This is a genomic window from Rhodococcus sp. UNC363MFTsu5.1, assembly GCF_000686785.1.
Lineage (GTDB): Bacteria > Actinomycetota > Actinomycetes > Mycobacteriales > Mycobacteriaceae > Rhodococcus_G > Rhodococcus_G maanshanensis.
Window position 1 is genome coordinate 157537 of sequence record NZ_JMLO01000006.1, and the last position, 24351, is coordinate 181887.

Consider the following 24351-nt stretch of genomic DNA (forward strand, 5'->3'; position numbering starts at 1 on the left):
CGCGACCTGCGGCAGTTGCGGATGGTAACGGCTAGAGGTGTACCGCCGTACGGACAAGGTCGGCAACGGCTTTGGATCTGCTGTGTGGTGGCCAGGCGACGACGGTCGTGACGGCCGGTGCGTCCGGCACGGGCACGACGGCATGATCGTCGCGTAGCTGGGCTCGGAGCGACTCGGGCACCAGCGCGCAAGCCCGTCCGAGCGCGATCAGTTGGAATAGTTGGGTATGGTCGCGCACCTGCGGGCCGGGGCCGTCCGGATAGCTGCCATCCCGTCCGGGCCAGCGCGGCAGGGGCAGGTCCGTCAGGGCGTTGACTTCGGCCAACGGCAGATTCGCCCGGCTGGCGAGGGGATGCCCCGCGGGCAGGACCACGACCTGCTGTTCGGTGTGCAGATCCTCGGTGTCGAATCCGGCCGTCGTGTCGTAGGGCCGGTGCAGCAGAGCAACGTCGGCACGCCCGTTGCGCAGCAGACCTTCCGGCTGGCCTGGCCCGCACAGCATCACCTCGACTGCCACGGCGCCCGGTTCGGCGGCGTAGGCGTGCAGCAGCTTCGACAACAGTTCGCTGGACGCTCCGGCCTTGGTGGCCAGCACAACACCGGGCCGGTCGGCCGCGGCGCGGCGGGTTCGCCGCTCGGCGGCTTCGACCGCGTCGAGCGCGGTCCTGGCCTCCCGCAGCAGCACCGACCCGGCCTCGGTCAAGGCGACGGCGCGAGCGGTGCGGTGCAGCAGGACGACTCCGAGCCGCCGTTCGAGCTGCTGGATGGCTCGCGATAGTGGTGGTTGCGCGATCGCGAGCCGCTGTGCCGCCCGCCCGAAGTGCAACTCCTCGGCGACGGCGACGAAGTACCGCATCTCCCGCGTCTCCACCGGGCCAATGGTATCCGGCGATCACCACGACCAATACCCGTGCGGTATCGCCGCCCACCCGATCGGTCTTGGACGCTGCACCCGGAGCCGCAGCAGGATCGGCGGTGTGAGTGAACAGACGATTGCGCTGGTGACCGGCGCGAACAAGGGAATCGGATACGAGATCGCCGCCGGCCTGGGCGCGCTCGGCTGGCGAATCGGTGTGGGCGCGCGTGATCGGCAACGCCGCGAGGCCGCGGTGGCGAAGCTGCGCGCGGCCGGGACCGATGCGTTCGGTGTGCCGCTCGACGTGACCGACGACGCAAGTGCGGCCGCGGCGGCCGAATTGATCGCCGGCCATGCCGGCGGGCTCGACGTTCTGGTCAACAATGCCGCGATCACCGGCGGTATGCCGCAGACACCGACCACGGTCGATCCCGCGACCGTGCGAATCGTCGTGGAAACCAACGTGATCGGGGTCATCAGCGTGACCAACGCGATGCTGCCGATGCTGCGCGCCTCGGCGTCACCGCGAATCGTCAACATGTCCAGCAGCGTCGGCTCGCTCGCCCTGCAAACCACACCCGGCATCGACATGGGCCCGGTTCCCGCCGCCTACTTGGCCTCGAAGACCTTCCTCAACGCCCTCACTGTCCAGTACGTCAAGGAACTGGGTGATACCAACATCCTGATCAACTCCGGCTGTCCCGGTTTCACTGCCACCGACCTCAACGGGTTTCGCGGCGTCCGTACACCGCAACAGGGTGCGGCCGTGGCGATTCGCCTCGCGACCCTGCCCGACGACGGCCCGACCGGAGGATTCTTCGACGACTCGGGAACGGTGCCCTGGTGACGGGCGCGCTCTAGGGCGTGTCTGACAAATAGGCATCGGGACGGGGTGATGCGACGGAGGTCGGAATGGCCGCGCCATACAATCGCGGTGAGGGCGAAGCGCCAGGCCGAGATTCCGGCACTGGTGTGAGGGAGGGGTCAGGATGTTCGGTTGGAAGAAGAAGCTCAACGATTCGACGAAGACGCTCGACGATGTGATGGCGCAGCTCAGGCCGGACCTGAGTCGGGAATCGCTCGGCGTCGGGCCCGACTTTCCGGGCGTCGCCCCGAACCCGCTCCTGAGCAGTGATGCACGCAAGCGCAATGCCGAACTGCGCACGGGCGCGCTTGCACTCGGCGTTCTCATCGACTGGCGGGAGGTCAACGGCAATCCACGCGTGGTCCTGATGTTCGACGTGGAGACCGCCGACGGCATCTCGTTTCGCGGTATCGCAGACGAAGACCTCACGATCACCGAGCTCACCCGACTCGCACCAGGACAGACGTTGCCCGTGCGCTACCGGCCGGCCGTCATGGACCACTACGTCGCCCTTGCCCGGGACGCGGACCCCGCCCATGTGCAGCAGCTCTCTGACGAGATCGCGAGCCGCAAGCGGACCTGACCCGAAGCCATTGATCGATTGGTCGCTGTCGGTGGACTCGACGATCGCTCGCGCGCATCAGCATGCGACGAACACGATCCACCCCACAGGGGGATGGGTCGAACTACACGAATCCAGCGATCGAGCCGCCTGATCACGGGATCGGCCGCTCGCGGGGTGGGTTGTCGACGAAGATCCATCAGCTCGTCGATGGCAACGGGCTGCCTCTGGTCACGCTGATCACTCCCGGCCAGGCCGGGGATTCTGCCGCTTCTGGAGCAGTTGCGCGTCGGACGGGAGATCGGGCGACCGCGCACGAGACCGGATGCGGTCCGCGGAGACAAGGCGTACTCGTCCCGCGCGATCCGGAAGCATCTGCGCGAGCGTGGCATCAAGGCCGTCATCCCTGAACCCAGAGACCAGCAGGGGCACCGCAAACGTCGCGGCTCACGCGGCGGCAGGCCCGTCGGGCTCGACGCCGCCGATTACAAGAACCGCAACGTGATCGAACGCCGGTTCTGCCACACCAAGCAATGGCGAGGCCTCGCCACCCGCTACAACAAACACGCGATCGTCTACCGAGCCGCCGTCCTCATCCACGCCGCAATCGCATGGATCCACGCTTTGTCAGACACACCCTAGGACGGTCGGGGCACGCGGGGGAAGAAGAACCCGGTGCGCTCCTGATACTCGGCATAGCCCGGGCGCCGCGACATCGATCTCTCGAGAAGCCGGGCACCGGTGGCATACACGAGGAAGTAGGTCATCAGAAGCGGCGACGCGATGGTGAGCGGCCCCGGCCAGACGCTCGCGGTCACCAGCCACAACCCCCACCACACGCACGCGTCACCGAAGTAGTTCGGATGACGGGTCCATGCCCACAGCCCGACGTCCATGATCCGGCCGCGGTTGGCGGGCTCGGCCTTGAAGCGCGCCAGTTGGCTGTCCCCGACGGCCTCGAAGGCGAATCCGACGAACCACACCGCCACACCGAGCCCGAGGACCGCGAGCGCGGCGCCGCTGGTGGCGCCGAGCACCGCGGACAGCTGCAGCGGCACCGACACGAACCACTGGGCGACTCCCTGGGTGAGGAAGATCTTCCGAACCACCACCGCGGTGCGCGAACCCGCCGACCGAGCCAGCAGCTCCTCGTAGCGGGGGTCCTCGCCGCGTCCCCTCGACTTGGTGTGCATGTGCCAGCTCAGGCGCAGGCCCCACACCGCGACCAGGAGCGCCACCAGGATCCGGCGCGTCACGTCTCCTCCGCCGATCGCCGCCGCCGCCACCGCAACCAGGACGAAGCCCAGGCCCCAGGACACATCGACCACGTTGTAGCGGCCGATCCTGCGGCCGGCCGCGAACGTGCCGGCCTGCAGCAGCGCCAGCACCACCAGACAGGTGACGCTGACCGCGGCGAAACCAGCGGGCCCGGTGGCGTTCACCGCGGACCGGTCCCGCGGTCGAGCACGATCTGCTGGACGTCGAGGTAGCCCGAACGGAACCCCGCCTCGGAGTATGCGAGATAGAACAGCCACATCCGCCGGAAGATCTCGTCGAATCCGAGCGCGGCGACCTCGGCGCTGCGCGCGGCGAACCGCTCCTTCCACAGCCGCAGCGTTTCCGCGTAGTGCGGACCCATCGATGTCAGCTCCCGCACCCGCAGTGTCGTGTGCCGCGAGGTGACGGCCTCGATCGCCTGCGTCGACGGCAGGCAACCGCCCGGGAAGATGTACTTGTGCACCCAGGTGTAGGTGTCCCTGGTGGTCAGCATCCGGTCGTGTGCCATCGTGATCGCCTGCAACGCCACCGTGCCATCCGGTGCGAGGAGTCGGTCGAGCGCGGCGAAGTACATCTCCCAGAACCGATGGCCCACCGCCTCGATCATCTCCACCGAGACGATCGCGTCGTACTCGCCCTCGACCGCGCGATAGTCGAGCAGGTCGATCCGCACCGACTCGGCGTGCCCGGCCTCGGCCACGCGACGGCGCGCCAGTGCCCGCTGCTGCGTCGACAACGTGACCGAGCGGACCGTGGCTCCCCGCTGCGCGGCGCGGATGCAGAGCTCCCCCCACCCGGTGCCGATCTCGAGCAGCCGGGTGCCCGGTCCGACGCCCGCGGCGTCGAGCAACCGATCGACCTTGCGGCGCTGTGCATTCGCGAGCTGGTCCCAGCCGATCTGTCCCCCGTCGAACAATGCGCTGGAGTAGGTCATCGTCTCGTCGAGGAAGAGCTCGAACAGTTCATTGGACAGGTCGTAATGTCGGGAGACATTCGACCGCGCGTTCTGTTCGGTGCCGAGCTCGCCTGCCGGCTGCGCGGCGACGAACAGCCTGCGGAGCCGCTGCAGCGAGCGCGGGACCAGCGTCTCCACGCCCACGGCGAAGGCCGTCAGCACCGCGGCGAGGTCCGGCGCGGTCCAATCACCCGCCATGTAGGCCTCCCCGAACCCGATCAGCCCGCCGTCGGCGATCCGCGCGGCGAACGCGTCCGGTCTCCGGATGATCATGCGCGGCAGAATGTCTCGTCGGTCACCCGCCCCGACGATCGCGCCGTCCGGGTACTCGACGCGGATCTCGAGGCGACCGGCCGCGCGGCGGAACAGTCGATCGGCCCCGGCCGCGAGAAATCGCGCGCGCGGCCCCGCGGGGGCATCCGCGAGGCCGGGCCAGATCCGGTCGTCGATGTCGGTTCTCACACTCTCCGCGGTCACGATGCCCTCTCCTTCTCCTCGGTGGCAGGCCGGGGCGCGATGGGTACCCCGCGCGCCCACAACCTGATGCCCTGCACTCTGATTCGCGCCGCGACCACCAGCGGGGCCAGCGGCGCCGCCAGGAGTGCGCGGACCACGTTCGCGGTGGTCGCGGGCCGTCGGCGGCCGCGCATCGTCGCGGCGAACGGGGCCCGCCCGTCCCGGTGCAGCACGACACGGACGTCCAGAACGTCGGCGGGTTCCGTCAGCCGCATCGAATAGACGCCATCAACCTCGTTGAACGGCGAGACGTAGAACCGCTTGTCGGTCTCGGCGCGACCGTTCCGATCGGTGCGGAGGAGGTAGCAGTGCCTGCCCCCGTAGGTGTTGTGCACCTCGGCGAGCACGCAGCGCAGGTCACCGGCGCTGTCGTGACACCAGAACAGGCTCAACGGGTTGAACACGTAGCCCGCGACCCGCGCGTTCATCAGCGCCGTGATCTGCCCACCCCGCAGGTCGATGTCGTGCGCGGCCAGCACGGCATCGACGCGGCCCCTGAGGGTTCGGCCCTCGCCTGCCTCGAGATGGTCCTCCGCCCGGAATCCGGCGAACGGCCGGAGCCACCACGGCAGGCGGGGCAGCGCGTCGAGGTCGACGAACCAGCTGTAGCTGCGGTAGCCGAAGGCGTTGTGGACGGGTTCGGTTCGGACGTGCCGGATCCTGGTCCGGTAGAGGGCGGCGGACCCGTTCACCGCGCTGCCTGCCGAACCGTTGCGGCCGCGTCCGTATCCCACACTCCGCCGAGCCGTTCGGCTGCGCGCACGCCGGAGATCGCCCCGTCCTCGTGGAATCCCCAACCGTGATAGGCGCCTGCGAACGCGACCGTCTCCGAGCCGAGGTCCGCCAAACGGGACTGCGCTGCGACGGACTCCGGTGTGTAGATCGGATGCTCGTAGGTCATCTCCGCGATCACCGACCCCGGGTCCACCAGGTGCGATCCGCCCAGCGTCACGAGGAATCGGCGGTCGGTGACCGAGTCGATGCGCATCAAACGGGTCAGGTCGTAGGTGACGATGACGCCGTGCGGGCCGACGCCACGCTCGGGAATCAGGTAGTTCCAGGAGGCCCGTGCCCGCCGTGCCCTCGGCAGCACGGACTGATCGGTGTGCAGCTGAGCGTGATTGATCGAGTAGGGCATCGCGCCGAGCACGGACCGCTCGAGTGCGCAGGCGCGGCCTCCGAGCATCGCCAGCGCCTGATGCGGGTGCACGGCGACGACGGCGGCGTCGAAGTAGCGCACCTCGCCGGTCGAGTCGATCACACACACCCCGTCGCGCCGATCGATCCGTGTCACCGCCGTGCCGGTGAGCACCTCGTCGATCCCGGATGCGATCTTCTCGACGTAGGTCGACGATCCACCGGTGACGGTCCGCCATGGCACCGAACCGAAGACGGTCAGCATGCCGTGGTGGTCGAGGAAGGTGAACAGATACCGCGCCGGGTAGCTGCCTGCCAGCGCGGGGTCGCAGGACCACACCGCCGCCACCAGCGGCGTCATGAAATGGTCGAGGAAGTACCGGCTGAAGCGGTGCCGGGCGAGGAAGTCGGCGAGTGTCTCCTGCGAGTCGGGGCCGTCGACGGGCCCGCCGAGGACGCGGCGGGCGGACCGGTGGAACCTCGTGACCTCCGCGAGCATGCGCCAGTGCCGCGTACGCCGCAGGGCGCCCGCGGTCGGGAACAGTCCACGCAGGCCCAGCGCGCCTGCATATTCGAGGCCGTTGACGTCCGACCGGATCGACATCGACATGTCCGATTCCTGGGTCGCGACGCCGAGCTCGGCGAACAGTCGGCACAGCGTGGGATACGTCCGGTCGTTGTGCACTATGAACCCGGTGTCCAGTGACACCGACTGCCCCGTGTCGAGGTGCACCGTGTGGGTGTGCGCGTGCCCGCCGAGCCGGTCGTCGGCCTCGTACAGGGTGACGCGATCCCGGCGGGACAGGACGTGCGCGGCGGTCAGGCCGGCGACGCCGCCACCGATCACGGCGACGTTCCGGTCCGCGGAGAGGCTGTCCATATGAGTGCTTCGGAGCAGGGCCGGGTGCGGATGGGCGGTGACTCGGACCAATCCGGCGGGCCGTCCGCTACGAACCACCTCACATGACGAGGAAATCGCTCATCCGCACGGCGGTCGGTCTGTTGGCAACCGGCGGGGTGGTGCTCCTCGCGGCGCCCGCCGCCGCCGCACCCCTGGCCCCGGTCCCGTCGCTCGACGTGCAGCGCTACCTGGGTACGTGGCATCAGCTCGCCGCGGTGCCGCAGCCGTTCAGCCTGAACTGCGCACGCGACACCGAGGCCACGTACACGCTGCTCGACGCGCAGAACGTGCGCGTCGAGAACAGCTGCACCACATGGGCGGGCGGCGACAACCGCATCGTCGGCAATGCCCGGGTGAACGACCCCGCCACCATGGCGCAGCTGCATGTCAGTTTCCCCGGGGTGTCCACCCAGGACTCGCCGGACGGACCGACGAACTACGTGGTGAGCCACATCGCCGACGACTATTCGTGGGCGTTGGTCGGGGACCCGGGCCGGTTCTCCGGATTCGTGCTGTCGCGGTCGGCTTCCGCCTCCCCCGAGCGCTGGCGCGAGATCCGGGCGGTCGTCGAATCCCGCGGGTACAACTCATGTCTGCTGCTCACCTCGCCTGCGACCGGAGGGCGCGAGGACATCCGTCCGCTGTGCACGGTGTGACAGGCGCCGGGAGGGTTCAGGATTCGAGGGAGTTCTGTCGAGCCGCGGTGCCCGCGATGTTGTTGACCATGCCCTTGAAGATCACCCCGTGGAACGGGAGGATCGCGTACCAGTAGGCGCGCCCCGCGAGGCCACGGGGAAAGAAGACGGCCCGCTGATCGAGCCGGGCGGTTCCTGCTGCGGTGGGATGAACCCGCCACTCGAGCCACGCTCCCCCCGGCGCGCGCATCTCGGCCCGCAGTCGCAGCAGGCTGCCGCGCTCGATCCTCTCCACGCGCCAGAAATCCAGTGCGTCTCCGGTCTGGAGCCGCCGCGCGTCCCGGCGGCCGCGGGACAGACCGACTCCCCCGACCAGTCGGTCGAGCCAGCCGCGGACCGCCCATGCGAGCGGGAACGAGTACCAGCCGTTCTCTCCGCCGATGCTCTCGACCACCTGCCACAGCGTCCACTGGTCCGCCTCGCACACCCTGCTGCGCTCGTCGGTGTAGACCACCTCTCCTGCCCAGTCCGGGTCGGACGGCAGCGGGTCCGAGGGCGCCCCCACCGGTGACGCGTTGGCCCACGTGGTCTCCACCTCCCCCCGTTCGATGCGGCCGAGCGCCAGGCGCACCGCGTCCCGGTACGGGGTGAGCCCCTCCTCTGGCGGCGGGATGACCGCGTCGATGCCGTGTTCGACCATGACGGCGTCGTTGTGGAGCGACTCGATCAGGGCCCGCCCCAGTGCGGTGGGGATCGGTGTCACCAGCCCGATCCACAGGCCCGCCAGCCTCGGCGTCAGCACCGGGAGCACCACGATGCGGCGGTTCGCCAGGCCCGCGACCTGCGCGTAGACCTTCATCATGTCGCCATAGCGCATCACGTCCGGTCCCCCGATGTCGAAACTGCGGCTGCGCGGAAGCGGGGCCTCGGCCGCCGCGATCAGGTAGTACAGGACGTCCCGGACGGCGATCGGTTGGATGCGGTTGTTCACCCACCTCGGTGTCGTCATCACCGGCAGCCGATTGGTCAGGTGCCGGATCATCTCGAACGACGCGGATCCGGACCCGATGACCACGCCTGCCTGCAGCACCATCGTCGGGATGCCGGAGTCGACGAGGATCTGCCCGACCTGCGTGCGGGAACGCAGGTGCGGCGACAGGTCGGACGAGGTCGGGTGCAGTCCACCGAGGTAGACGATCCGCCCCACGCCCGCGGACCGCGCGGCCGCGGCCACGTTCAGCGCCCCGCGACGCTCGGTCTCGATGAACTCGGTGCTGCTGCCCATCGAGTGGACGAGGTAGTAGACGACGTCGATGTCGGTGAACGCCCCCGCCAACGATGCGGGATCGTTCAGGTCACCGCGCACGATCTCCACGTCGGGCGCCCACGGCACGTCGTGCAGCTTGTCCGGCGAACGCACCAGCGCCCTGACCCGGTGGCCTGCCGCGAGCAGCCGCGGGGTCAATCGGCCGCCGAGGTAGCCGGTCGCGCCCAGCACCAGGACGTGGGCGCCGCTCATGGTGGGTCGATCGTCCGGCCGAGCTGATGGCGCAGCACGGACTCGAGCTCCTGGTGCCGGAACCCGTGCCCCGCGAGCGCGAGCCTCGTCGGGACCACGTGCTGATCGGCCTCGGCCAGCTCGCGGGCGCCCCGCTCGCCGAGCAGCAGGCGGGGACCGAAGCCAGGGACCGGCAGGATCGCGGGACGGTGCAGCACCCGCGCGAGGGTGCGCGTGTAGTCGACATTGCGCACCGGGGCCGGTGCCACCGCGTTGACCGGGCCGCGGAGCGAGTCGTCGAACAGGACCCGGTGATAGACGTCGACCAGGTCGTCGAGCCCGATCCACGACAGCCACTGACTGCCATCGCCGATCCGTCCACCCAACCCCGCCGAGAACAGCGGATGGAGCAGCGCGAGGGTGCCGCCCCTCGCGGACTGCACCACCCCGGTACGCACCCGGACGACCCTCAGCCCGGCCTCCTCCGCAGGCCCAGTGGCCGCCTCCCAGTCGGTCACCACATCGGCGAGGAACCCGTCGCCGCGGGAGCTGTCCTCGGAGAGGAGCTCGTCGCCGCGATCGAATCCGTAGTACCCGATCGCCGAGGCGGACACGAAGGTCCGCGGACCGCCCTCGGTGCGGCCCGCGAGCCCGGCCAGCAGGCGGGTCGGCCCGACGCGGCTGTCCCGGATCGCCCGCATGTGCGCCGCGGTGAAACGCCCGGCGATCGACGCCCCGGCCAGGTGCACCACAGCGTCGACGCCCGCCAGCAGGTCCGCCGCTGGGTCCGCGGGATCCCACCGTCGCTCGTCCTGCGTCCGCGGTGCGCGCCGCACCAGGCGGATAACCCGGTGCCCGCCCGTGCTCAGGAACGCGGTCAGCGCTGAGCCGACGAGACCGGAGGCCCCGGTGACCGCCACCACCGCAGGCCGGACGCCCCGCTCGCTCGCCCAGCGGTGTGCGGCCAAGTCGCCGGCCAGCTGGCGATGCCGGTAGGCGAATGTCGACCGCAGCAGGAACTCCGGAACCGGGGTCTCGACCCTGTCGATCACCCGGGTCGATCCCGCGGTGACCTCGGTGAAATCGTGAATGTGCCTCCAGGACAGGGTGGCCCGGACCGGGAGCGACGCCGGCCCGTCGGCGGCGAGTTCGTCGACGAAACGATGGGGTGGGTCGTACGCGGCGCCGTCGTGGCGGGCGACCCAGCGCAGCCCGGCCGGCAGTGCGAGCACCGCCGTTCCGGTGGCGAGCGAATCCGCCTCCGACACGATCCGCAGCGGCTGCCACGGCGGTGACAGCCGGGCGAAGGCGCCCGGCCTGCCGTGCCAGGCGAAGACCGCTGCTCGGGGCGTGTCCACCACGCTCGAGTACACGATGCCCATCGTTCGACCCTAACCCCGTTTCAGCTCGCCGTAGCGGGCCAGCGCCTCCCCGCGCTCGACGGCGTGATCCACGATCGGGTCCGGGTAGTCGCGGGGGCGACCGTCGTCCAACGTGTGGACCCGGGCCCCGGCGATGTCGCGCAGTTCGGGCACCCAGCGGCGCACGTAGTCACCGTCGGGGTCGAACTTCTTCCCCTGAGTGATCGGGTTGAACACCCGAAAGTACGGAGCCGCATCGGTTCCCGATCCGGCGGTCCACTGCCAGCCGTGCTGGTTCGAGGCCAGGTCGCCGTCGATCAGGTGGCGCATGAAGTACCGGGCCCCGCGCCACCACGGCAGGTGCAGGTCCTTCACGAGAAAGGACGCGACGATCATCCGGACCCGGTTGTGCATCCAGCCCTCGGCCAGCAGCTGACGCATCCCGGCATCGACGATCGGGTACCCGGTCCGGCCGGCACACCAGGCCGACCACGCCGAGTCCGCATCGGGTCCGCTGTCGTATCGCATCGCGTCGAAGCGCTGGTCGTAGTTGCGCCGCGCGGTGTCGGGACGATGGTGCAGGACGTCGGCATAGAAATCGCGCCAGGCCAGCTGCCGTCGGAACGCCGCGGGTCCGCTGCCGGGCCGACCGGCGAGGTCCGCGAGCATCGTGCGCGGGTGAATGCACCCGTACTTGAGGTACACCGACATTCGGCTCGTGCGGTCGAGATCGGGCCGGTCCCGGCCTACGTCGTAGCCGGCCAGGTCGTCGTCCAGGAACTCCGCCCATCGAGCGAGCGCCGCCCGCTCCCCTGCCTGCTCTCGGCTCGCGGGGCCGGTCCGCGGAATCGGCACTCGGGCCGACAGCGCCGGATCCAGCCACGAGACCGTGCGCGCGGACGTGTCCGCGGGCGCCCGCCAGCCGTGGTCGAGCCAGCGCCCGAAGTACGGGGTGAAGACCCGGTACGGGCCGCCGTCGGCCTTCGTCACCCGGCCCGGCGCCACCGCGTAGGGCGAACCGGTACGGACGAGGTCGACCTCCCTCGCCACCGCGTCGTCGCGGTCACGCCCATACGGACCGAAGTCGGCGCTGACGTGCACGGCGGCGGCGCCGATCTCCCTCGCCACCTGCGGCACGACGACCCGCGGGTCGCCCCTGACCACACACAGCTTGCCGCCGAGGTCGTCGTCGAGCGCTGCCAGGCTGCCGTAGAGGAAGTCGCGACGCGCGGCTCCTGACGGTCGCAGCAACGCCTCGTCGAGGACGAACAGCCCGAGCACCTCGTCTCCGGCGGCCGCCGACAGCGTCGGGAGGTCGCCGGTGCGCAGGTCTCGGCGGAACCATACGACCGCGGTACTCATGGCAGCCATTCTCCACGGCTGAACTTCAATGAGACTGAGGAACTCTAGTTGTCCGGAGCTGGTGGCACCGAACCAATGTGGGTGCGGGTGTCGAACTCTACGACTTCTCCCGTTTCTCGGCGCGGGTTTGATGACCAAGGCAGACACAGTTCGACTCGGAAGCTCCCGTCGGGTTCCGGATACGCGCAGAGCGTGCCGCCCAGCAGTTCGGCGCGTTCGGTCAGACCGCGCAGCCCGTGCCGTGAACCGGGTAGTTCCATTGCAGGCGCCTCGGAGTGGCTGTTCACGACAGCAACAGTGATAGTGGTCGTGCTCGAACCGTAGTCGACAGTGACCCGCGCGCCGGGTGCGTGCTTACGGACGTTGGTGAGTGCCTCCTGCACGGTGCGATAGATCGCCCGCTGGATCGCGGCAGGCAGATTCGGCGGCAGGTTGCCGCGGACCGAGACGTCGAGTCCGCTGGACTCCACGAGCTCGGTCAACTGGGCGACGGTCGGTTGGGGGGCCAGACCAGTTGCGATGGTGCCGGATGCGCGCAGCACGGTGATCATGTGTCGCAGCTCGTCGAGCGTGCGAACGCTGAGTGTCCGGATGGTCGCCGCGATGTCCGCGGTGAGCTCGTCGCGACTGCTCACCTCCAACGCACCGGCCTGCACCGCGATCAGGCTGACCTGATGGGAGACGACATCGTGCATCTCGCGAGCGAGCTGGGCACGGTCACGGCCGAGTGCGGTCTCGGTGCGCAGCACATCACCCTCCTCGTGCGCACGAGTGATCTCGGTGATCTTGCTCTGCAACATGATTCGGGATGCAACCAGCCGACCGAGGAGCACCGGGGCCGCAGCGAGCGTGACGATGAAGATGAGATCGCTTACGAACCACCGCGTATCGAACCGCCAGTCGATCGGGTACCGGCTCACGATCCCCGCGACGCAGAGCGCGGCGACGCACAGCACCACCACAGCATCACGCCGGACCCAACGCCCCACGCTGTAGATGGCAATGGCCGGGATCAACACCGACACTCCGAGCGCCGCGACAGGCAAGGTCGCCACGAACGCTACGACCGGAAACCGGGAACGCAGAAAGAGCGCGGCAATACCTATCGTGACGGCAACCTGCGCCCGCCCGTCCATACCGCCACCGACCAGCCAGATATCGAGCGCCGCAACAAGAATCAGAGCCACGAACGCCAGCCGCGCGATCACGGGGTGATCGATCACGGCGACTCACCGTCGATCACCCCGGCCTGCTGCGCGATCAAGGCGGCCTGAACGCGGGTCGCTACGCCGAGTTTGGCAAGCACCGCGCTCATGTCGTCCTTCACCGTGCCGATGCTGTGCTGGATGAGATCGGCGATTTCCCGGTTGGACAGGCCAACCGACGCGTGTGCGAGCACGGTGCGCTCTCGTTCGGTCAGTTTCGCGACCGCGGTCACGGACGCGGCGACCGCGCTGGACGCGACGAATCCGCTTATGACCGACCTGGTCACACGGGGCGACAGCACCACGCCACCGGCCGCAAGAGTCTTCACCAGAGTCGCGAGTTGACGTGGGTCGGTGTCCTTGAGGAGGAACCCGGACGCGCCCAGCCGCAGCGCCTCCACAACGTATTCGTCCGCGTCGAACGTGGTCAGGATGGCCACGGCGGGCGGTTCGTCGCGTCGCAGCGTCTCGCGCAAAATGGTCAGTCCGTCGATGTGCGGCATGCGAATGTCGAGCAGCACCACGTCGGGGCGGTGCCGCTCGATCTGGTCGAGCGCCGTTCGGTCGTCTGCCGTCGCAACGACCTCGATCTCCGGGTCCTGGCCGAGAATCAACTCGAAACCGGTCCTGACCAGAGCTTCGTCGTCGATCACCATCGTCCTGATCATCGGCAGCAACGATACGCCGGGCGACCGGGCGACGAGTGGCGGGAGTTTGTGCAGCCAGGTGGCTGGCACGAATCGTTCCCGCGGGCGACGACGGGCGGTTTGCCGCGCCATAGCGTCGGACACGACTCGAGAGGAAGGGACCGCGTGTGACGTCCACAGCCACAGCCGAAGCCACTGCGGGCGACAAACCAAAGGATGAGCGAGTTCTCGCGCTTGATGTGCTGCGCGGTGTCGCCATTCTGGGCACACTGGCCAGCAATGTCTGGATCTTCACAAGCGGCTTCGGGACGCTCCGAGACTCGTCCGCCACGAGCAGTTGGCTGTACATGTTCTCGGGATGGCTGCCGAATGGCAAGTTTTTGGGGCTGCTCACCATCATGTTCGGTATCGGGCTTGAGATTCAGCGTCAGGCCGCGCTGCGGGCGGGCGCAAAGTGGCCGGGCAAATACCCAGTACGCGCCCTGCTGCTGTTCGCCGACGGTGTACTGAACTACATCTTCGTCGTCCAGTTCGATGTGCTGCGCGCCTACGCCGTCGTGGGTGTGCTCGTCGCGTTTCTGCTACTGACGAGCGAACGGATCCAGTACTGGTTGATCGGCTTGTTTCTGACCGTGCACTTCGCGGTGTTGGCCTGGCAGGGCTACCACAACAGCGTCGATCAGCCGGAGATGGACCCGACACAGATGGACCCCACACGGGCCGACGCACTGCCCAGCGACACCATTGCCAACAGCTACCTCGCCGACGTGGTCTCCAACATCAAGAGCCTCGGCTGGAGCTTCGGCCACGGATCGGAGTTCCTGACCATCTTGCTCATGGGACTTGGCCTGTTCCTGCTCGGTGCGAAGCTATACCGAATCGGCATCTTCACCGAGGAGAGGCGTCGGCTGCGGTTCGCATTGATGAGCTTCGGATTCGGTATCGCACTGCCACTGGACTACCTACTGTCCATGACCTCGGTATTCCCGTCGAACCTCGGCTCGTTCGCCAGGTACGGCGCCGCCGCCGGCGTCGCTCTCGGCATCCTGGCACTGACCGGCGAGTACATCGGCCGACGCGGTCGGGTCGGCACACCGGGACGCATGCTGTCCAACGTCGGCCGCATGGCCCTGAGCTGCTACCTGCTGCAGAACGTACTCGGCGTGCTCGCTCAGCGGTTTCTCTTCAACCGTCCGTTCTTCCAACAACTCGACCCGACCTACGGCACGTACGCGGTATTCGCGACGATCTCCGCGCTCCTGATCGTGTTCTCGTGGGCCTGGTTGCGGAAGTTCACCCGCGGCCCCTTCGAGCTGGCCTGGAACTGGTCGTATCGCATGCTCACCCGCGAGGGCCGCGCTACCGGATGAGCGCATCCGCATCAAGGTCGTCCCCTGGGTTCCGCACGCGCAGGCCGGGTCCCTCCGGGCACAATGGCGTGGTGACCGAACCCGCCAACGCCACCGTCCTCGTCGTCGATGACGACGAGGACGTGCTCGTCTCCCTGCGACGGGGCCTGCACCTGTCCGGCTTCACCATCCTGACCGCGTCCGACGGGGCCGAGGCGCTCGGCGTGGTCGCGGACCGCTCCCCCGACGCCATCGTCCTCGACATGAACATGCCGGTCCTCGACGGCGCGAGCGTCGTCACGGCGCTGCGTGCGATGGGCAACGACATCCCGATCTGCGTGCTCAGCGCCCGCGCCTCGGTCGACGACCGGGTGTCGGGGCTCGAGGCGGGCGCCGACGACTACCTCGTCAAGCCCTTCGTGCTCGCCGAACTGGTCGCCCGCATCCGCGCGATGCTGCGCCGCAGGACGACGCCGCCCGTCGCGGCGCCGCCGCCGCAGGGCGCGATCACCGTCGGCCCGTTGACCGTCGACCTGCTGGGCAGGCGGGCCCATGAGGGTGACCGCGAAATCGAGCTCACCAAAAGAGAATTCGAGCTGCTGGCCATTCTCGCCCGCAACAGCGGCGTCGTGCTGAGCCGGGAGCGGCTGCTCGAACTCGTGTGGGGCTACGACTTCGTCGCCGACACCAATGTGGTCGACGTGTTCGTCGGCTACCTGCGACGCAAGCTCGAATCGAACGGCTCGCCCCGCCTCCTGCACACCGTCCGCGGAGTCGGGTTCGTGCTCCGGGAAATGCCGTGAAACGCGGGCACTCGTACTCGCTACGGGTCCGGGTGGCGGCCGCCACCGCCCTCGGCGCCACCATCATCGTCGCGCTGCTCGGTGTCTTCGTCGCGCTCGCCATCTCCCGCAACAACATGAGCCAGCTCGACCGCAGGCTGGAGACCGCCGCACGGGTGCTGATCGTCAACATCGGCACCGCCTCGATGTTCCTGCCCAGGTTCGGCGACGCGGGCGCGTTCGCCGTCACGATCCGAAACGACGGCACCCTCGCCGCCAGCACCCCCACCCAGCTACCCGAGCTGCCCGAGGGCGCCGCCACGGTGAACGTCGACCACACCGCCTACCGGGTCAACACCACGGCGGTGGCGGGCACGAACACGACGGTCTCGCTGGCGGTGCCTGCCGCCGAGGCCAAGGACGTGACCGCGGAGCAGCAGCAATGGGTGCTGGTGGCCGGGCTGCTCGCGATCGCCGCCGCTGCGGGGCTCGGCTGGATCTTCGGCGGCCGGGCCGTCCGCCCGATCGTGCAGCTCACCCATCAGATCGGCGACGGACCCCCGCACGAGGGCCCGCCGCCGAAGGTGTCAGGGGTCCGCGAGGCAGAGGAACTGGCCGACGCCATCGAGCTCATGCTGCGACGCATCGCCGAGGCCCAGTCCCAGACCACCGCCGCCCTCGACACCGCACGCGACTTCTCCGCCGTCTCCGCGCACGAGCTGCGCACCCCGCTGACCGCGATGCGCACCGACATCGAGGTGCTCAGCACCCTCCAACTCGACGAATCACAGCGGGCCGAGATCCTCGCCGACCTGGCCAGGACCCAGGGCCGCGTCGAGGCCACCCTGTCCGCGCTCGAACGCCTCGCGTCCGGGGAACTGTCGAGCGAGGACGACCACGTCCCGACCGATGTCGTCGAACTCTGCGACCTCGCCGCCCAAGACGCGCGGCGGCACCATCCGGACGTGCAGGTCCAGGTCGAATCCGAGCCGTCGCTGGTGATCCGGGGCCTGCCAGCAGGCCTGCGGCTGGCACTGGACAACGCCATCGCCAACGCGATCCGCCACGGCGGCGCCACGACCGTTGTCCTCGCCGCCCGCCGCACGTCCCCTGACACCGTCACGATCACCGTCGACGACAACGGCGCCGGTGTGACCGAGGCCGAGCGGGAGGCGGTCTTCGCGCGCTTCTACCGCGGCACAGGCGCCAGCAAGGGCGGCTCCGGGCTCGGCCTCGCGCTGGTCGCGCAGCAGGCGCAGCTGCACGGCGGCAGCGCGTACTTCGAGGTCAGCGACCTGGGCGGGGCCCGATTGGTGCTGGAATTCCCCTACCGGCCGTGAGCCGGGGGATGTGCGATCTCACCTGAGCGAGTAACGATGGTGGGCGGCACCCCCGAACCGGACGGTCGCCGTCATCCCTGGACGACTCGCGAAGGGAAGAACAATGCTCACCAGGAGAAATGTCCGTGTGCGCGCCGCGCTGCTGATCGCCGGAGCCGCCGTCACGGGCAGCCTGCTCGCCGCGCCGGTTGCCGGCGCAGCCACCCCCATCGGCGCTCAGATCGGGACCGACCCCGCCTGCGGACCGGTGGCGGCGGGTCCGCCTGGGACCCTGCTGATCCACAACGCGCAAACCCCCAGCGGTCTGGGCGGGATCATCGTGAGGAACTTCTTCCAGTTCCCCGGTGGCACGACACCGTCGGTGAGTCTCGACCCGGGCGACATCAGGACCATCATCGTCACGACCGGTCCCGCGGCAGGGGGCTTCGGCGTAGGGCAGGTCGCCGGCAGCTACCAGCTGCCCGGCGGGATCACCTGCGTCCTGAACGTGCCCCTGGTCCTCGAACCCTGAGCGCGCGAAAGGCCCCGTACCGCAACGCGATACGGGGCCCTTCGAGGCGAAGATCTACTAGGTGTCCAGCAGGTCGATGACGAAGACCAGGGTCTTGCCGCCGAGCGGGTGACCCGAGCCGGCCGGACCGTAGGCGAGCTCCGGCGGCACGGTCAGCTTGCGGCGACCGCCGACCTTCATGCCGGGGATGCCCTCCTGCCAACCGGGGATCAGCCGGCCGAGCGGGAACTTCACGGACTCGCCACGCTGGAACGAGGAGTCGAACACCTTGTTCGTGTCGTACTCGACGCCGTGGTAGTGGACGTCGACGACCCCACCGGGCTGCGCCTCCGCGCCGTCGCCGACGGTGATGTCCTCGATGACCAGCTCGGCCGGGGCCGGGCCGGTGGCCGGCTCGATCTCCGGTGCGGCGGGCGGAACCACGACATCGAGCAGGTCGATGACGAAGACCAGGGTCTTGCCCGAGAGCTGGTGCCCGGCACCGGCCGGACCGTAGGCCAGCTCCGGCGGGATGGTGAGCTGCCTGCGCCCGCCGACCTTCATGCCGGGGATGCCCTCCTGCCAGCCGGCGATGAGGCCGGACAGCGGGAAGTTGATCGACTCGCCGCGACTCCACGAGGAGTCGAACTCCTCGCCGGACTCGAACTCCACCCCGAGGTAGTGGACCTCGACCTTGGCGCCGGGGGTGGCCTCCGCGCCGTCGCCTACGGTGATGTCCTTGATCACGAGCTCGGTCGGCGGGGGGCCGTCCTGGAACTCGATCACGGGCTCGTCACTCATCCGAGTCACCTGCTTCCCAGATCGATGTAGTTGCGCTCGGTGTAACCGGTGTAGATCTGACGCGGGCGGCCGATCTTGGTGGCCGGGTCCTCGTGCATCTCGCGCCAGTGCGCGATCCAGCCGGGCAGCCGGCCCATCGCGAACAGCACGGTGAACATGCGGGTCGGGAAGCCCATCGCCCGGTAGATCAGGCCGGTGTAGAAGTCGACGTTCGGGTACAGCTTGCGCTCGATGAAGTAGTCATCGGTGAGCGCCGTTTCCTCGAGGGACTTGGCGATGTCGAGCAGTTCGTCGTCGCCACCGAGCTTGCTCAGGATGGTGTCCGCGGCCTTCTTGACCAGGGCCGCGCGCGGGTCGTAGTTGCGGTAGACGCGGTGACCGAAGCCCATGAGCTTCACGCCGTCTTCCTTGTTCTTGACCTTGCGGACGAACTCCTTGGCGTCGCCACCGTTCGCCTTGATCTCGTCGAGCATCTCGAGCACGGCCTGGTTGGCGCCGCCGTGCAGCGGGCCCCACAGCGCGTTGATGCCGGCGGAGACGGACGTGAACAGGTTCGCGTCCGACGAGCCGACCATCCGGACCGTCGAGGTGGAGCAGTTCTGCTCGTGATCCGCATGCAGGATCAGCAGCATGTCGAGGGCCTTGGCGATCTCGGGATCGACCTCGTACGGCTCGGCCGGGAAGCCGAACGTCATACGCAGGAAGTTCTCCACGAGCGAGAGGGAGTTGTCCGGGTACAGGAACGGCTGCCCGACGGACTTCTTGTACGCGTAGGCCGCGATGGTCGGCATCTTCGCGAGCAGACGGGTGGTGGACAGCTCCACCTGCTCCGGATCGTCGGGGTCGAGCGAGTCCTGGTAGTACGCGGACAGCGCGTTGACCGCGGAGGACAGCACGGGCATCGGGTGCGCGTTGCGCGGGAAGCCGTCGAAGAACCGCTTGAGGTCCTCGTGCAGCAGCGTGTGGCGCTGGATGCGGGTCGTGAAGGCGGCCAGCTCGTCGACCGAGGGCAGCTCGCCGTAGATCAGCAGGTAGCTGACCTCGAGGAAGGTCGAGCCCTCCGCGAGCTGCTCGATCGGGTAGCCGCGGTAACGCAGGATTCCCTGTTCGCCGTCGATGTAGGTGATCGCCGACTTGGTGGAGGCGGTGTTGACGAATCCGGGATCCAGGGTGGTGTACCCGGTCGCGGACAGGAGCTTGCCCAGCTCGATGCCGTCATTGCCCTCAGTTGCTCGGGCAATCGTCATCGCATGTTCGCCACCGGGGTAGCTGAGCGTCGGTGTGGTGTCATCGGCAGCGGGCACGAAGGATCCCTCTCAAACTCGGATCAGCGAGTAGCACTATCAGTCGGATAGAACCTAGTCTCTGTTACGCCAACTTGCCCAGGGAGGGTCCGCGCCGAGTGGGATTCACCACTACAGCGCGCCGAGACCCCAGGCCCCCGTCCAGGTCTCGCCTGGCCGGAGGACCACCTGGTCGATGCCCGAATTGAACGCGTCCGGCGGGCAGGTCATCGGTTCGATCGCCAGGGCACGGCCGCGGCCCGGATAGCCCTGGCCGCGCTCCGGATCCGCCGTGAACACCTGGATCCAACCGAACTGGCGGTCGGTCCACAGCACCGCGCCCGACCCGTCCGGCGCGCGCAGTTCGTGCCGGGCACGGCCGTCCGGATCTGGGACGATCGAGCTGAACGGCGTGTCGAGCCAGACCCCGTCGAGCGAGCGCGGTGCGGTGAAGTCGAAGTCGGTGCCGTGGACGGACTCGGAGTTGCCCACCGGCAGCATCCGCTCCTGGTCCAGCGGCAGCCTGGTGCCCGCGGTCAGCCGCAGAGTGCACTCGTCGAGCGGGGTGTCGCCCGCCCGGACGAAGGTGTGCACGCCCATCCCGAACGGCGCGGGCATCGCTCCGATGTTGGCGGCCGTGTGCGTGACGGTCAGGCCCGCCGGGCCCAGCTCGTGCGTGGTCGTCAGCTGCAGCGGGTAGGGCCAGCCCTTGTGCAGGCCGAGGCGGATGCTCTGCCGCACCCGGGTCGGGGTGTGCTCCTCGAGCTCCCAGTCGTCGCGGCGCACCAGCCCGTGGATCGCGTTGTTCCTGGCGGGTTCGGTGATCGCCAGCTGGTGTTCGACGCCGTCGAAGATGAAGTAGCCGTCGCGAATCCGGTTCGGCCACGGCGCGAGCACCAGCCCGGCGGACAGCGGCGGCTTCTCCCCTGCAGGCGATGTCTCGGTGAGCGGCCTGCCGCCGATCTCGAGCAGCCGGAGTCCGGCCCCACGGGAGACGACCTCGGCGCGGTAGTCACCGTGCTCGATCTTGAAGCTGCGCACACCGGACGAGCGAACGGCGCCGTTGACGGACTCAGACATGACACGACTCGCACATGGCACACAGTGTCCACCAATCGGCGCGCGACGGCACCCATCCCGCCAAAGCCGCCGCCCCGGACGATCAGTCGCGCCGCACCCGGTACCGCAGGAACATCGGGAACGCGAGACAGGCCAGCCCGACGCCGATCACCACCAGCACCCCGCCGCCAGCCGCGGCGACGGCCGTGCCGAAGGCGAAGGCCGCCGCGCCGTGCAGGACGTCGCCGATCCGCGGCCCGCCCGCGACCACCACGATGAACACCCCCTGCAGCCGTCCGCGCATCTCGTCGGTCGCCACCTGCTGGAGCATCGTGCTGCGGAACGCGGCCGAGACCATGTCAACGGCACCGCCGAACGCGAGGAAGCCGAGGGCGACCCACAGCAGCACCGGGCCGCCGTCCGGGGTGGCGAACCCGACCGCGACACCGAAGCCCACCATCGCCAGGCCCCACGCCACGATGCAGGCCACCACGGCCCTGCCCTGGTACCTGACCCCCGGCAGCCAGCCGGAGAACACGCCGCCGAGCACGGCGCCGGCCGACATGGCCGCGAACAGCAGGCCGAGCGCGGCACCGCCGCTCAGCGGGTCGCCGAAGCTCTCGTGCGCGATCTGGGGGAACAGCGCCCTCGGCATGCCGAAGACCATCGCAATGATGTCGACGACGAACGACGCGAGCAGCACCTTCTGCGTGGACAGGTACGCGAAGCCGTCGAGCACCGCTCGGAGCCCTGCCCTTGTGGTCGGGCCGGTCGGCGGCAGCGCGGGCAACCGCAACACCGCCCACAGCGTCGCCATCAGCGCGATCGCGTCGACCAGGTAGAGCACCGCCAGCCCGGTCAACGGAACGAGCACGCCCGCCAGCAGCGGGCCCGCGATCGCGCCGAACTGGAAGACCGTCATCGTGAGCGAGTTGGCGGCAGGCAGTGCCCGCGAGGGCAGCAGGCGCGGGATGATCGCATTGCGGGTCGGCGAGTTCACCGCGAAGAACGCCTGCTGCAGCGAGAAGAGCGCCAGCACCAGCCAGACGTTGTTCACCCCTGCCGCGGCCTGCACCCAGAACAGCACCGAGGTGACCGCGAGCCCGATCGTCGTGATCGTCATCAGCCTGCGGCGGTCCATCACATCGGCGAGCGCGCCGCCCCACAGCCCGAAGACAACGAGCGGGACCAGCCCGAACAGGCCGGTCAATCCGACATATGCCGAGCTCCTGGTGATCTCGTAGACCTGGAGCGGCACCAGCACGACGCTGATCTGGGCGCCGATCACGGTGACGATGCTCGCCAGCCACAGCCGACGGAAGTCCTGGTTCTGCAGCGGCGTGACGTCGGCCAGCAGCCGCCTGCGGGTGACCTCGGTCAAGGCTGCAGTCGCTCCGCGGTCCAGACGCCGTCCGTCAGCGTGGTCTTCACCCGGTTGTGCATCCGGTTCGCCCTGCCCTGCCAGAACTCGACGCTGTCCGGCCGGAGCAGGAAGCCGCCCCAGTTCGGGGGCACCGGCACGTCGTCGACGTCGGCGAACCTGGCCGTGACCTCGGCGAGCTGCGCCTCGAGCGCGGCACGCGAGTCGATGGGACTCGACTGGCGCGAGGCCCAGGCCCCGAGCTGGGATCCGCGCGGCCGGGTGCGCCAGTACTTCTCGGTCACCGTCGGGTCCACCCGGGCGACCGATCCCCTGACGGTCACCTGGTGGGCGAACGCGATCCAGGAGAAGGTCGCCGACGCATAGGGGGAGGCGGCCAGTTCGCGCGCCTTGTTCGACTCGTAGTTGGTGTAGAACACCAGCCCGTCCTCGGAGAGCCCCTTGCACAGCACCGTCCGCGAGGCGGGCCTGCCCGCCGCGTCGACCGTGGCCAGCACCATCGCGTTGGGCTCGGCGATACCCGACGAGCGGGCCTGGTCCAGCCACCGGCGCAGCAGCGGGTACCACCCTCCGCGCAGCGATCCCGCACCGAGATTGCCCTCCGGCACAGCAGGATTCGGGTCCTGGTGCGCATAGCCGACCCGCATCGCGGCGAGATCGGGGTTCGCGGCGGACTCGGGCTCGGAATCGGGTGACACAGCCGATGACGTTACTCCCGGGTATGTGCCGCTCACCCACGCCACGCAACGGGCTAGAGTTTGACCTGACCCACCCTGTCGACCATGGATCGCACCCGCGATTCCCGCGACGCAGGGCTACCAGTCACGGCGGCGCAGAGCCTGCACACCATGCATGCGCCCCGCACGACGGCGATGACTTAGGCGGAGCAGCCCGGACCGGGCGAATACCGAAGACGACGAGGAGAGTCCACGAGCAATGGCAGCGAGCGCGGCAGTACCCGAGGATTTTGTCAGCGGTCTCGAGGGCGTCGTCGCCTTCACCACCGACATCGCCGAGCCTGACAAGGACGGTGGCGCGCTGCGCTACCGCGGGGTCGACATCGAGGACCTGGTCGCTCGCGGCGTCACCTTCGGCGACGTCTGGGCCCTGCTCGTCGACGGCCAGTTCGGCCAGGGCCTGCCGCCCGCCGAGCCGTTCCCGCTGCCGATCCACACCGGCGACGTCCGCGTCGACGTGCAGGCCGGCCTGGCCATGCTCGCGCCGATCTGGGGATACCAGCCGCTGCTCGACATCGACGACGACACCGCCCGCGAGCAGCTCGCGCGTGCCTCGGTGATGGCGCTGTCCTACGTGGCGCAGTCGGCCCGCGGCGTCTACCAGCCTGCCGTGCCGCAGAAGGTCATCGACGAATGCCCCACCGTCACCGCACGTTTCATGACCCGCTGGAAGGGTGACCCGGACCCGGCGCACACCGAGGCCATCGACGCGTACTGGGTCTCCGCCGCCGAGCACGGCATGAACGCCTCCACCTTCACCGCCCGGGTCATCGCCTCCACCGGCGCCGACGTCGCGGCCTCGCTCTCCGGCGCCATCGGCGCGATGTCCGGCCCGCTGCACGGCGGCGCCCCCGCCCGCGTCCTCCCGATGATCGAGGAGACCGAGAAGAGCGGCGACGCCCGCGCGCTGGTCAAGGGCATCCTGGACCGCAAGGAAAAGCTGATGGGCTTCGGGCACCGCGTGTACCGCGCCGAGGACCCCCGCGCCCGCGTGCTCCGCGCCACCGCCAAGCGCCTGAACGCGCCCCGCTACGAGGCCGCCGCCGCGCTCGAGCAGGCCGCCCTCGCCGAGCTGCGCGAGCGTCGCCCCGACCGCGCGATCGAGACGAACGTCGAGTTCTGGGCCGCCGTCATCCTCGACTTCGCCGAGGTCCCGGCGCACATGATGCCCGCGATGTTCACCTGTGGCCGCACCGCAGGCTGGTGTGCGCACATCATGGAGCAGAAGCGTCTCGGCAAGCTGGTCCGCCCGGCCGCCATCTACACCGGACCCGAGCCCCGCACCCCCGAGTCCGTCCAGGGCTGGGACCAGATCGCAGGCTGATTCGGGCCCTCTACCCGTTCGCATCAC

General features: G+C 69.2%; 24 protein-coding genes and 1 pseudogene. 9 read left to right on the forward strand and 16 right to left on the reverse strand.

Going from position 1 to position 24351, the window contains the following annotated elements; translation table 11 throughout:
- Positions 1 to 31: 31 nt before the first annotated feature.
- Complete coding sequence (locus BR31_RS0110530) at positions 32 to 871, reverse strand: LysR family transcriptional regulator (RefSeq protein WP_027500929.1); 840 nt, start codon at positions 869 to 871, stop codon at positions 32 to 34.
- Positions 872 to 878: 7 nt separating this feature from the next.
- Here BR31_RS0110530 and BR31_RS0110535 point away from each other — a divergent pair, with 7 nt between their 5' ends.
- From BR31_RS0110535 to BR31_RS31855, 3 genes are all read left to right on the forward strand, one after another.
- The gene (locus BR31_RS0110535; protein ID WP_197023587.1) at positions 879 to 1703 is read left to right on the forward strand and encodes an SDR family NAD(P)-dependent oxidoreductase; all 825 of its coding nucleotides are present in this window, start codon (positions 879 to 881) and stop codon (positions 1701 to 1703) included.
- Between the two features lie 142 nt (positions 1704 to 1845).
- Entirely contained in the window at positions 1846 to 2304 is a 459-nt protein-coding gene (locus BR31_RS0110540; protein WP_027500931.1) for a hypothetical protein, read from the forward strand.
- Between the two features lie 243 nt (positions 2305 to 2547).
- Positions 2548 to 2925 carry a transposase gene (locus tag BR31_RS31855; RefSeq protein ID WP_269321341.1) on the forward strand — a complete coding sequence of 126 codons (378 nt, stop codon included), beginning with the start codon at positions 2548 to 2550 and terminating at the stop codon, positions 2923 to 2925.
- On the opposite strand, the gene BR31_RS0110550 is transcribed toward BR31_RS31855, so the two are convergent.
- The 4 genes from BR31_RS0110550 to BR31_RS0110565 are packed head-to-tail and all read right to left on the reverse strand — an operon-like array spanning position 2922 to position 7049.
- Positions 2922 to 3725 carry a DUF1295 domain-containing protein gene (locus BR31_RS0110550; RefSeq protein ID WP_027500932.1) on the reverse strand — a complete coding sequence of 268 codons (804 nt, stop codon included), beginning with the start codon at positions 3723 to 3725 and terminating at the stop codon, positions 2922 to 2924. The genes BR31_RS31855 and BR31_RS0110550 overlap by 4 nt on opposite strands.
- Positions 3722 to 4996, reverse strand: a complete 1275-nt coding sequence (locus BR31_RS0110555; protein WP_156042437.1) for a class I SAM-dependent methyltransferase — start codon at positions 4994 to 4996, stop codon at positions 3722 to 3724. The genes BR31_RS0110550 and BR31_RS0110555 overlap by 4 nt, the downstream gene beginning before the upstream one ends.
- The gene (locus tag BR31_RS0110560) at positions 4990 to 5766 is read right to left on the reverse strand and encodes a DUF1365 domain-containing protein (RefSeq protein ID WP_051637283.1); all 777 of its coding nucleotides are present in this window, start codon (positions 5764 to 5766) and stop codon (positions 4990 to 4992) included. Before BR31_RS0110560 ends, BR31_RS0110555 begins: the two co-directional genes overlap by 7 nt.
- Positions 5721 to 7049 (reverse strand): NAD(P)/FAD-dependent oxidoreductase, encoded by a 1329-nt coding sequence (locus BR31_RS0110565; protein WP_027500935.1) that lies wholly within the window; start codon positions 7047 to 7049, stop codon positions 5721 to 5723. The genes BR31_RS0110560 and BR31_RS0110565 overlap by 46 nt, the downstream gene beginning before the upstream one ends.
- An 83-nt stretch (positions 7050 to 7132) precedes the next feature.
- On the opposite strand from BR31_RS0110565, the gene BR31_RS0110570 reads away from it, so the two are divergent.
- A complete protein-coding gene (locus BR31_RS0110570; protein WP_027500936.1) occupies positions 7133 to 7726 on the forward strand; it encodes a lipocalin family protein in 594 nt (197 codons plus the stop codon).
- A gap of 16 nt (positions 7727 to 7742) precedes the next feature.
- Here the strand turns inward: BR31_RS0110570 and BR31_RS0110575 are convergent, their stop codons facing one another.
- Genes BR31_RS0110575 through BR31_RS0110595 form a run of 5 tightly spaced genes read right to left on the reverse strand, consistent with a single transcriptional unit; the run spans position 7743 to position 13787 of the window.
- On the reverse strand, positions 7743 to 9224 hold the full coding sequence (locus BR31_RS0110575; protein WP_027500937.1) for an SDR family oxidoreductase: 1482 nt from the start codon (positions 9222 to 9224) through the stop codon (positions 7743 to 7745).
- Positions 9221 to 10585: a TIGR01777 family oxidoreductase gene (locus BR31_RS0110580; protein ID WP_027500938.1), complete on the reverse strand. Its 1365-nt coding sequence runs from the start codon at positions 10583 to 10585 to the stop codon at positions 9221 to 9223. Before BR31_RS0110580 ends, BR31_RS0110575 begins: the two co-directional genes overlap by 4 nt.
- A 9-nt stretch (positions 10586 to 10594) precedes the next feature.
- The gene (locus tag BR31_RS0110585; RefSeq protein WP_027500939.1) at positions 10595 to 11926 is read right to left on the reverse strand and encodes a cryptochrome/photolyase family protein; all 1332 of its coding nucleotides are present in this window, start codon (positions 11924 to 11926) and stop codon (positions 10595 to 10597) included.
- 44 nt (positions 11927 to 11970) lie between these two features.
- Positions 11971 to 13149 (reverse strand): sensor histidine kinase, encoded by a 1179-nt coding sequence (locus tag BR31_RS28185; protein ID WP_051637284.1) that lies wholly within the window; start codon positions 13147 to 13149, stop codon positions 11971 to 11973.
- On the reverse strand, positions 13146 to 13787 hold the full coding sequence (locus BR31_RS0110595) for a response regulator transcription factor (protein WP_231496438.1): 642 nt from the start codon (positions 13785 to 13787) through the stop codon (positions 13146 to 13148). The genes BR31_RS28185 and BR31_RS0110595 overlap by 4 nt, the downstream gene beginning before the upstream one ends.
- 158 nt (positions 13788 to 13945) lie before the next feature.
- Here BR31_RS0110595 and BR31_RS0110600 point away from each other — a divergent pair, with 158 nt between their 5' ends.
- From BR31_RS0110600 to BR31_RS0110615, 4 genes are all read left to right on the forward strand, one after another.
- Positions 13946 to 15148: a DUF418 domain-containing protein gene (locus tag BR31_RS0110600; RefSeq protein WP_027500941.1), complete on the forward strand. Its 1203-nt coding sequence runs from the start codon at positions 13946 to 13948 to the stop codon at positions 15146 to 15148.
- A gap of 71 nt (positions 15149 to 15219) precedes the next feature.
- Positions 15220 to 15930, forward strand: coding sequence for a response regulator transcription factor (locus BR31_RS0110605; protein ID WP_027500942.1), 711 nt, complete (start codon positions 15220 to 15222; stop codon positions 15928 to 15930).
- Positions 15927 to 17249 (forward strand): sensor histidine kinase, encoded by a 1323-nt coding sequence (locus tag BR31_RS0110610; RefSeq protein ID WP_027500943.1) that lies wholly within the window; start codon positions 15927 to 15929, stop codon positions 17247 to 17249. Before BR31_RS0110605 ends, BR31_RS0110610 begins: the two co-directional genes overlap by 4 nt.
- 103 nt (positions 17250 to 17352) lie before the next feature.
- A complete protein-coding gene (locus BR31_RS0110615) occupies positions 17353 to 17760 on the forward strand; it encodes a hypothetical protein (protein ID WP_156042433.1) in 408 nt (135 codons plus the stop codon).
- Between the two features lie 57 nt (positions 17761 to 17817).
- Here the strand turns inward: BR31_RS0110615 and BR31_RS32150 are convergent, their stop codons facing one another.
- The 6 genes and pseudogenes from BR31_RS32150 to pdxH form a co-directional block, all read right to left on the reverse strand.
- Positions 17818 to 18183 (reverse strand): FKBP-type peptidyl-prolyl cis-trans isomerase, encoded by a 366-nt coding sequence (locus BR31_RS32150; RefSeq protein WP_231496445.1) that lies wholly within the window; start codon positions 18181 to 18183, stop codon positions 17818 to 17820.
- Between the two features lie 6 nt (positions 18184 to 18189).
- A pseudogene (locus BR31_RS32155) lies at positions 18190 to 18540 on the reverse strand (FKBP-type peptidyl-prolyl cis-trans isomerase); the annotation flags it as partial.
- Between the two features lie 5 nt (positions 18541 to 18545).
- On the reverse strand, positions 18546 to 19844 hold the full coding sequence (locus BR31_RS0110625; RefSeq protein WP_027500946.1) for a citrate synthase: 1299 nt from the start codon (positions 19842 to 19844) through the stop codon (positions 18546 to 18548).
- A 111-nt stretch (positions 19845 to 19955) separates the two neighbouring features.
- Complete coding sequence (locus tag BR31_RS0110630; protein WP_037176203.1) at positions 19956 to 20903, reverse strand: aldose 1-epimerase family protein; 948 nt, start codon at positions 20901 to 20903, stop codon at positions 19956 to 19958.
- Positions 20904 to 20985: 82 nt separating this feature from the next.
- Positions 20986 to 22263 carry an MFS transporter gene (locus BR31_RS0110635; protein ID WP_027500948.1) on the reverse strand — a complete coding sequence of 426 codons (1278 nt, stop codon included), beginning with the start codon at positions 22261 to 22263 and terminating at the stop codon, positions 20986 to 20988.
- Positions 22260 to 22910 (reverse strand): pyridoxamine 5'-phosphate oxidase, encoded by a 651-nt coding sequence (gene pdxH, locus BR31_RS0110640; protein ID WP_051637299.1) that lies wholly within the window; start codon positions 22908 to 22910, stop codon positions 22260 to 22262. The genes BR31_RS0110635 and pdxH overlap by 4 nt, the downstream gene beginning before the upstream one ends.
- A 289-nt stretch (positions 22911 to 23199) precedes the next feature.
- On the opposite strand from pdxH, the gene BR31_RS0110645 reads away from it, so the two are divergent.
- Positions 23200 to 24324 (forward strand): citrate synthase 2, encoded by a 1125-nt coding sequence (locus BR31_RS0110645; protein WP_027500950.1) that lies wholly within the window; start codon positions 23200 to 23202, stop codon positions 24322 to 24324.
- Positions 24325 to 24351 lie beyond the last annotated feature (27 nt).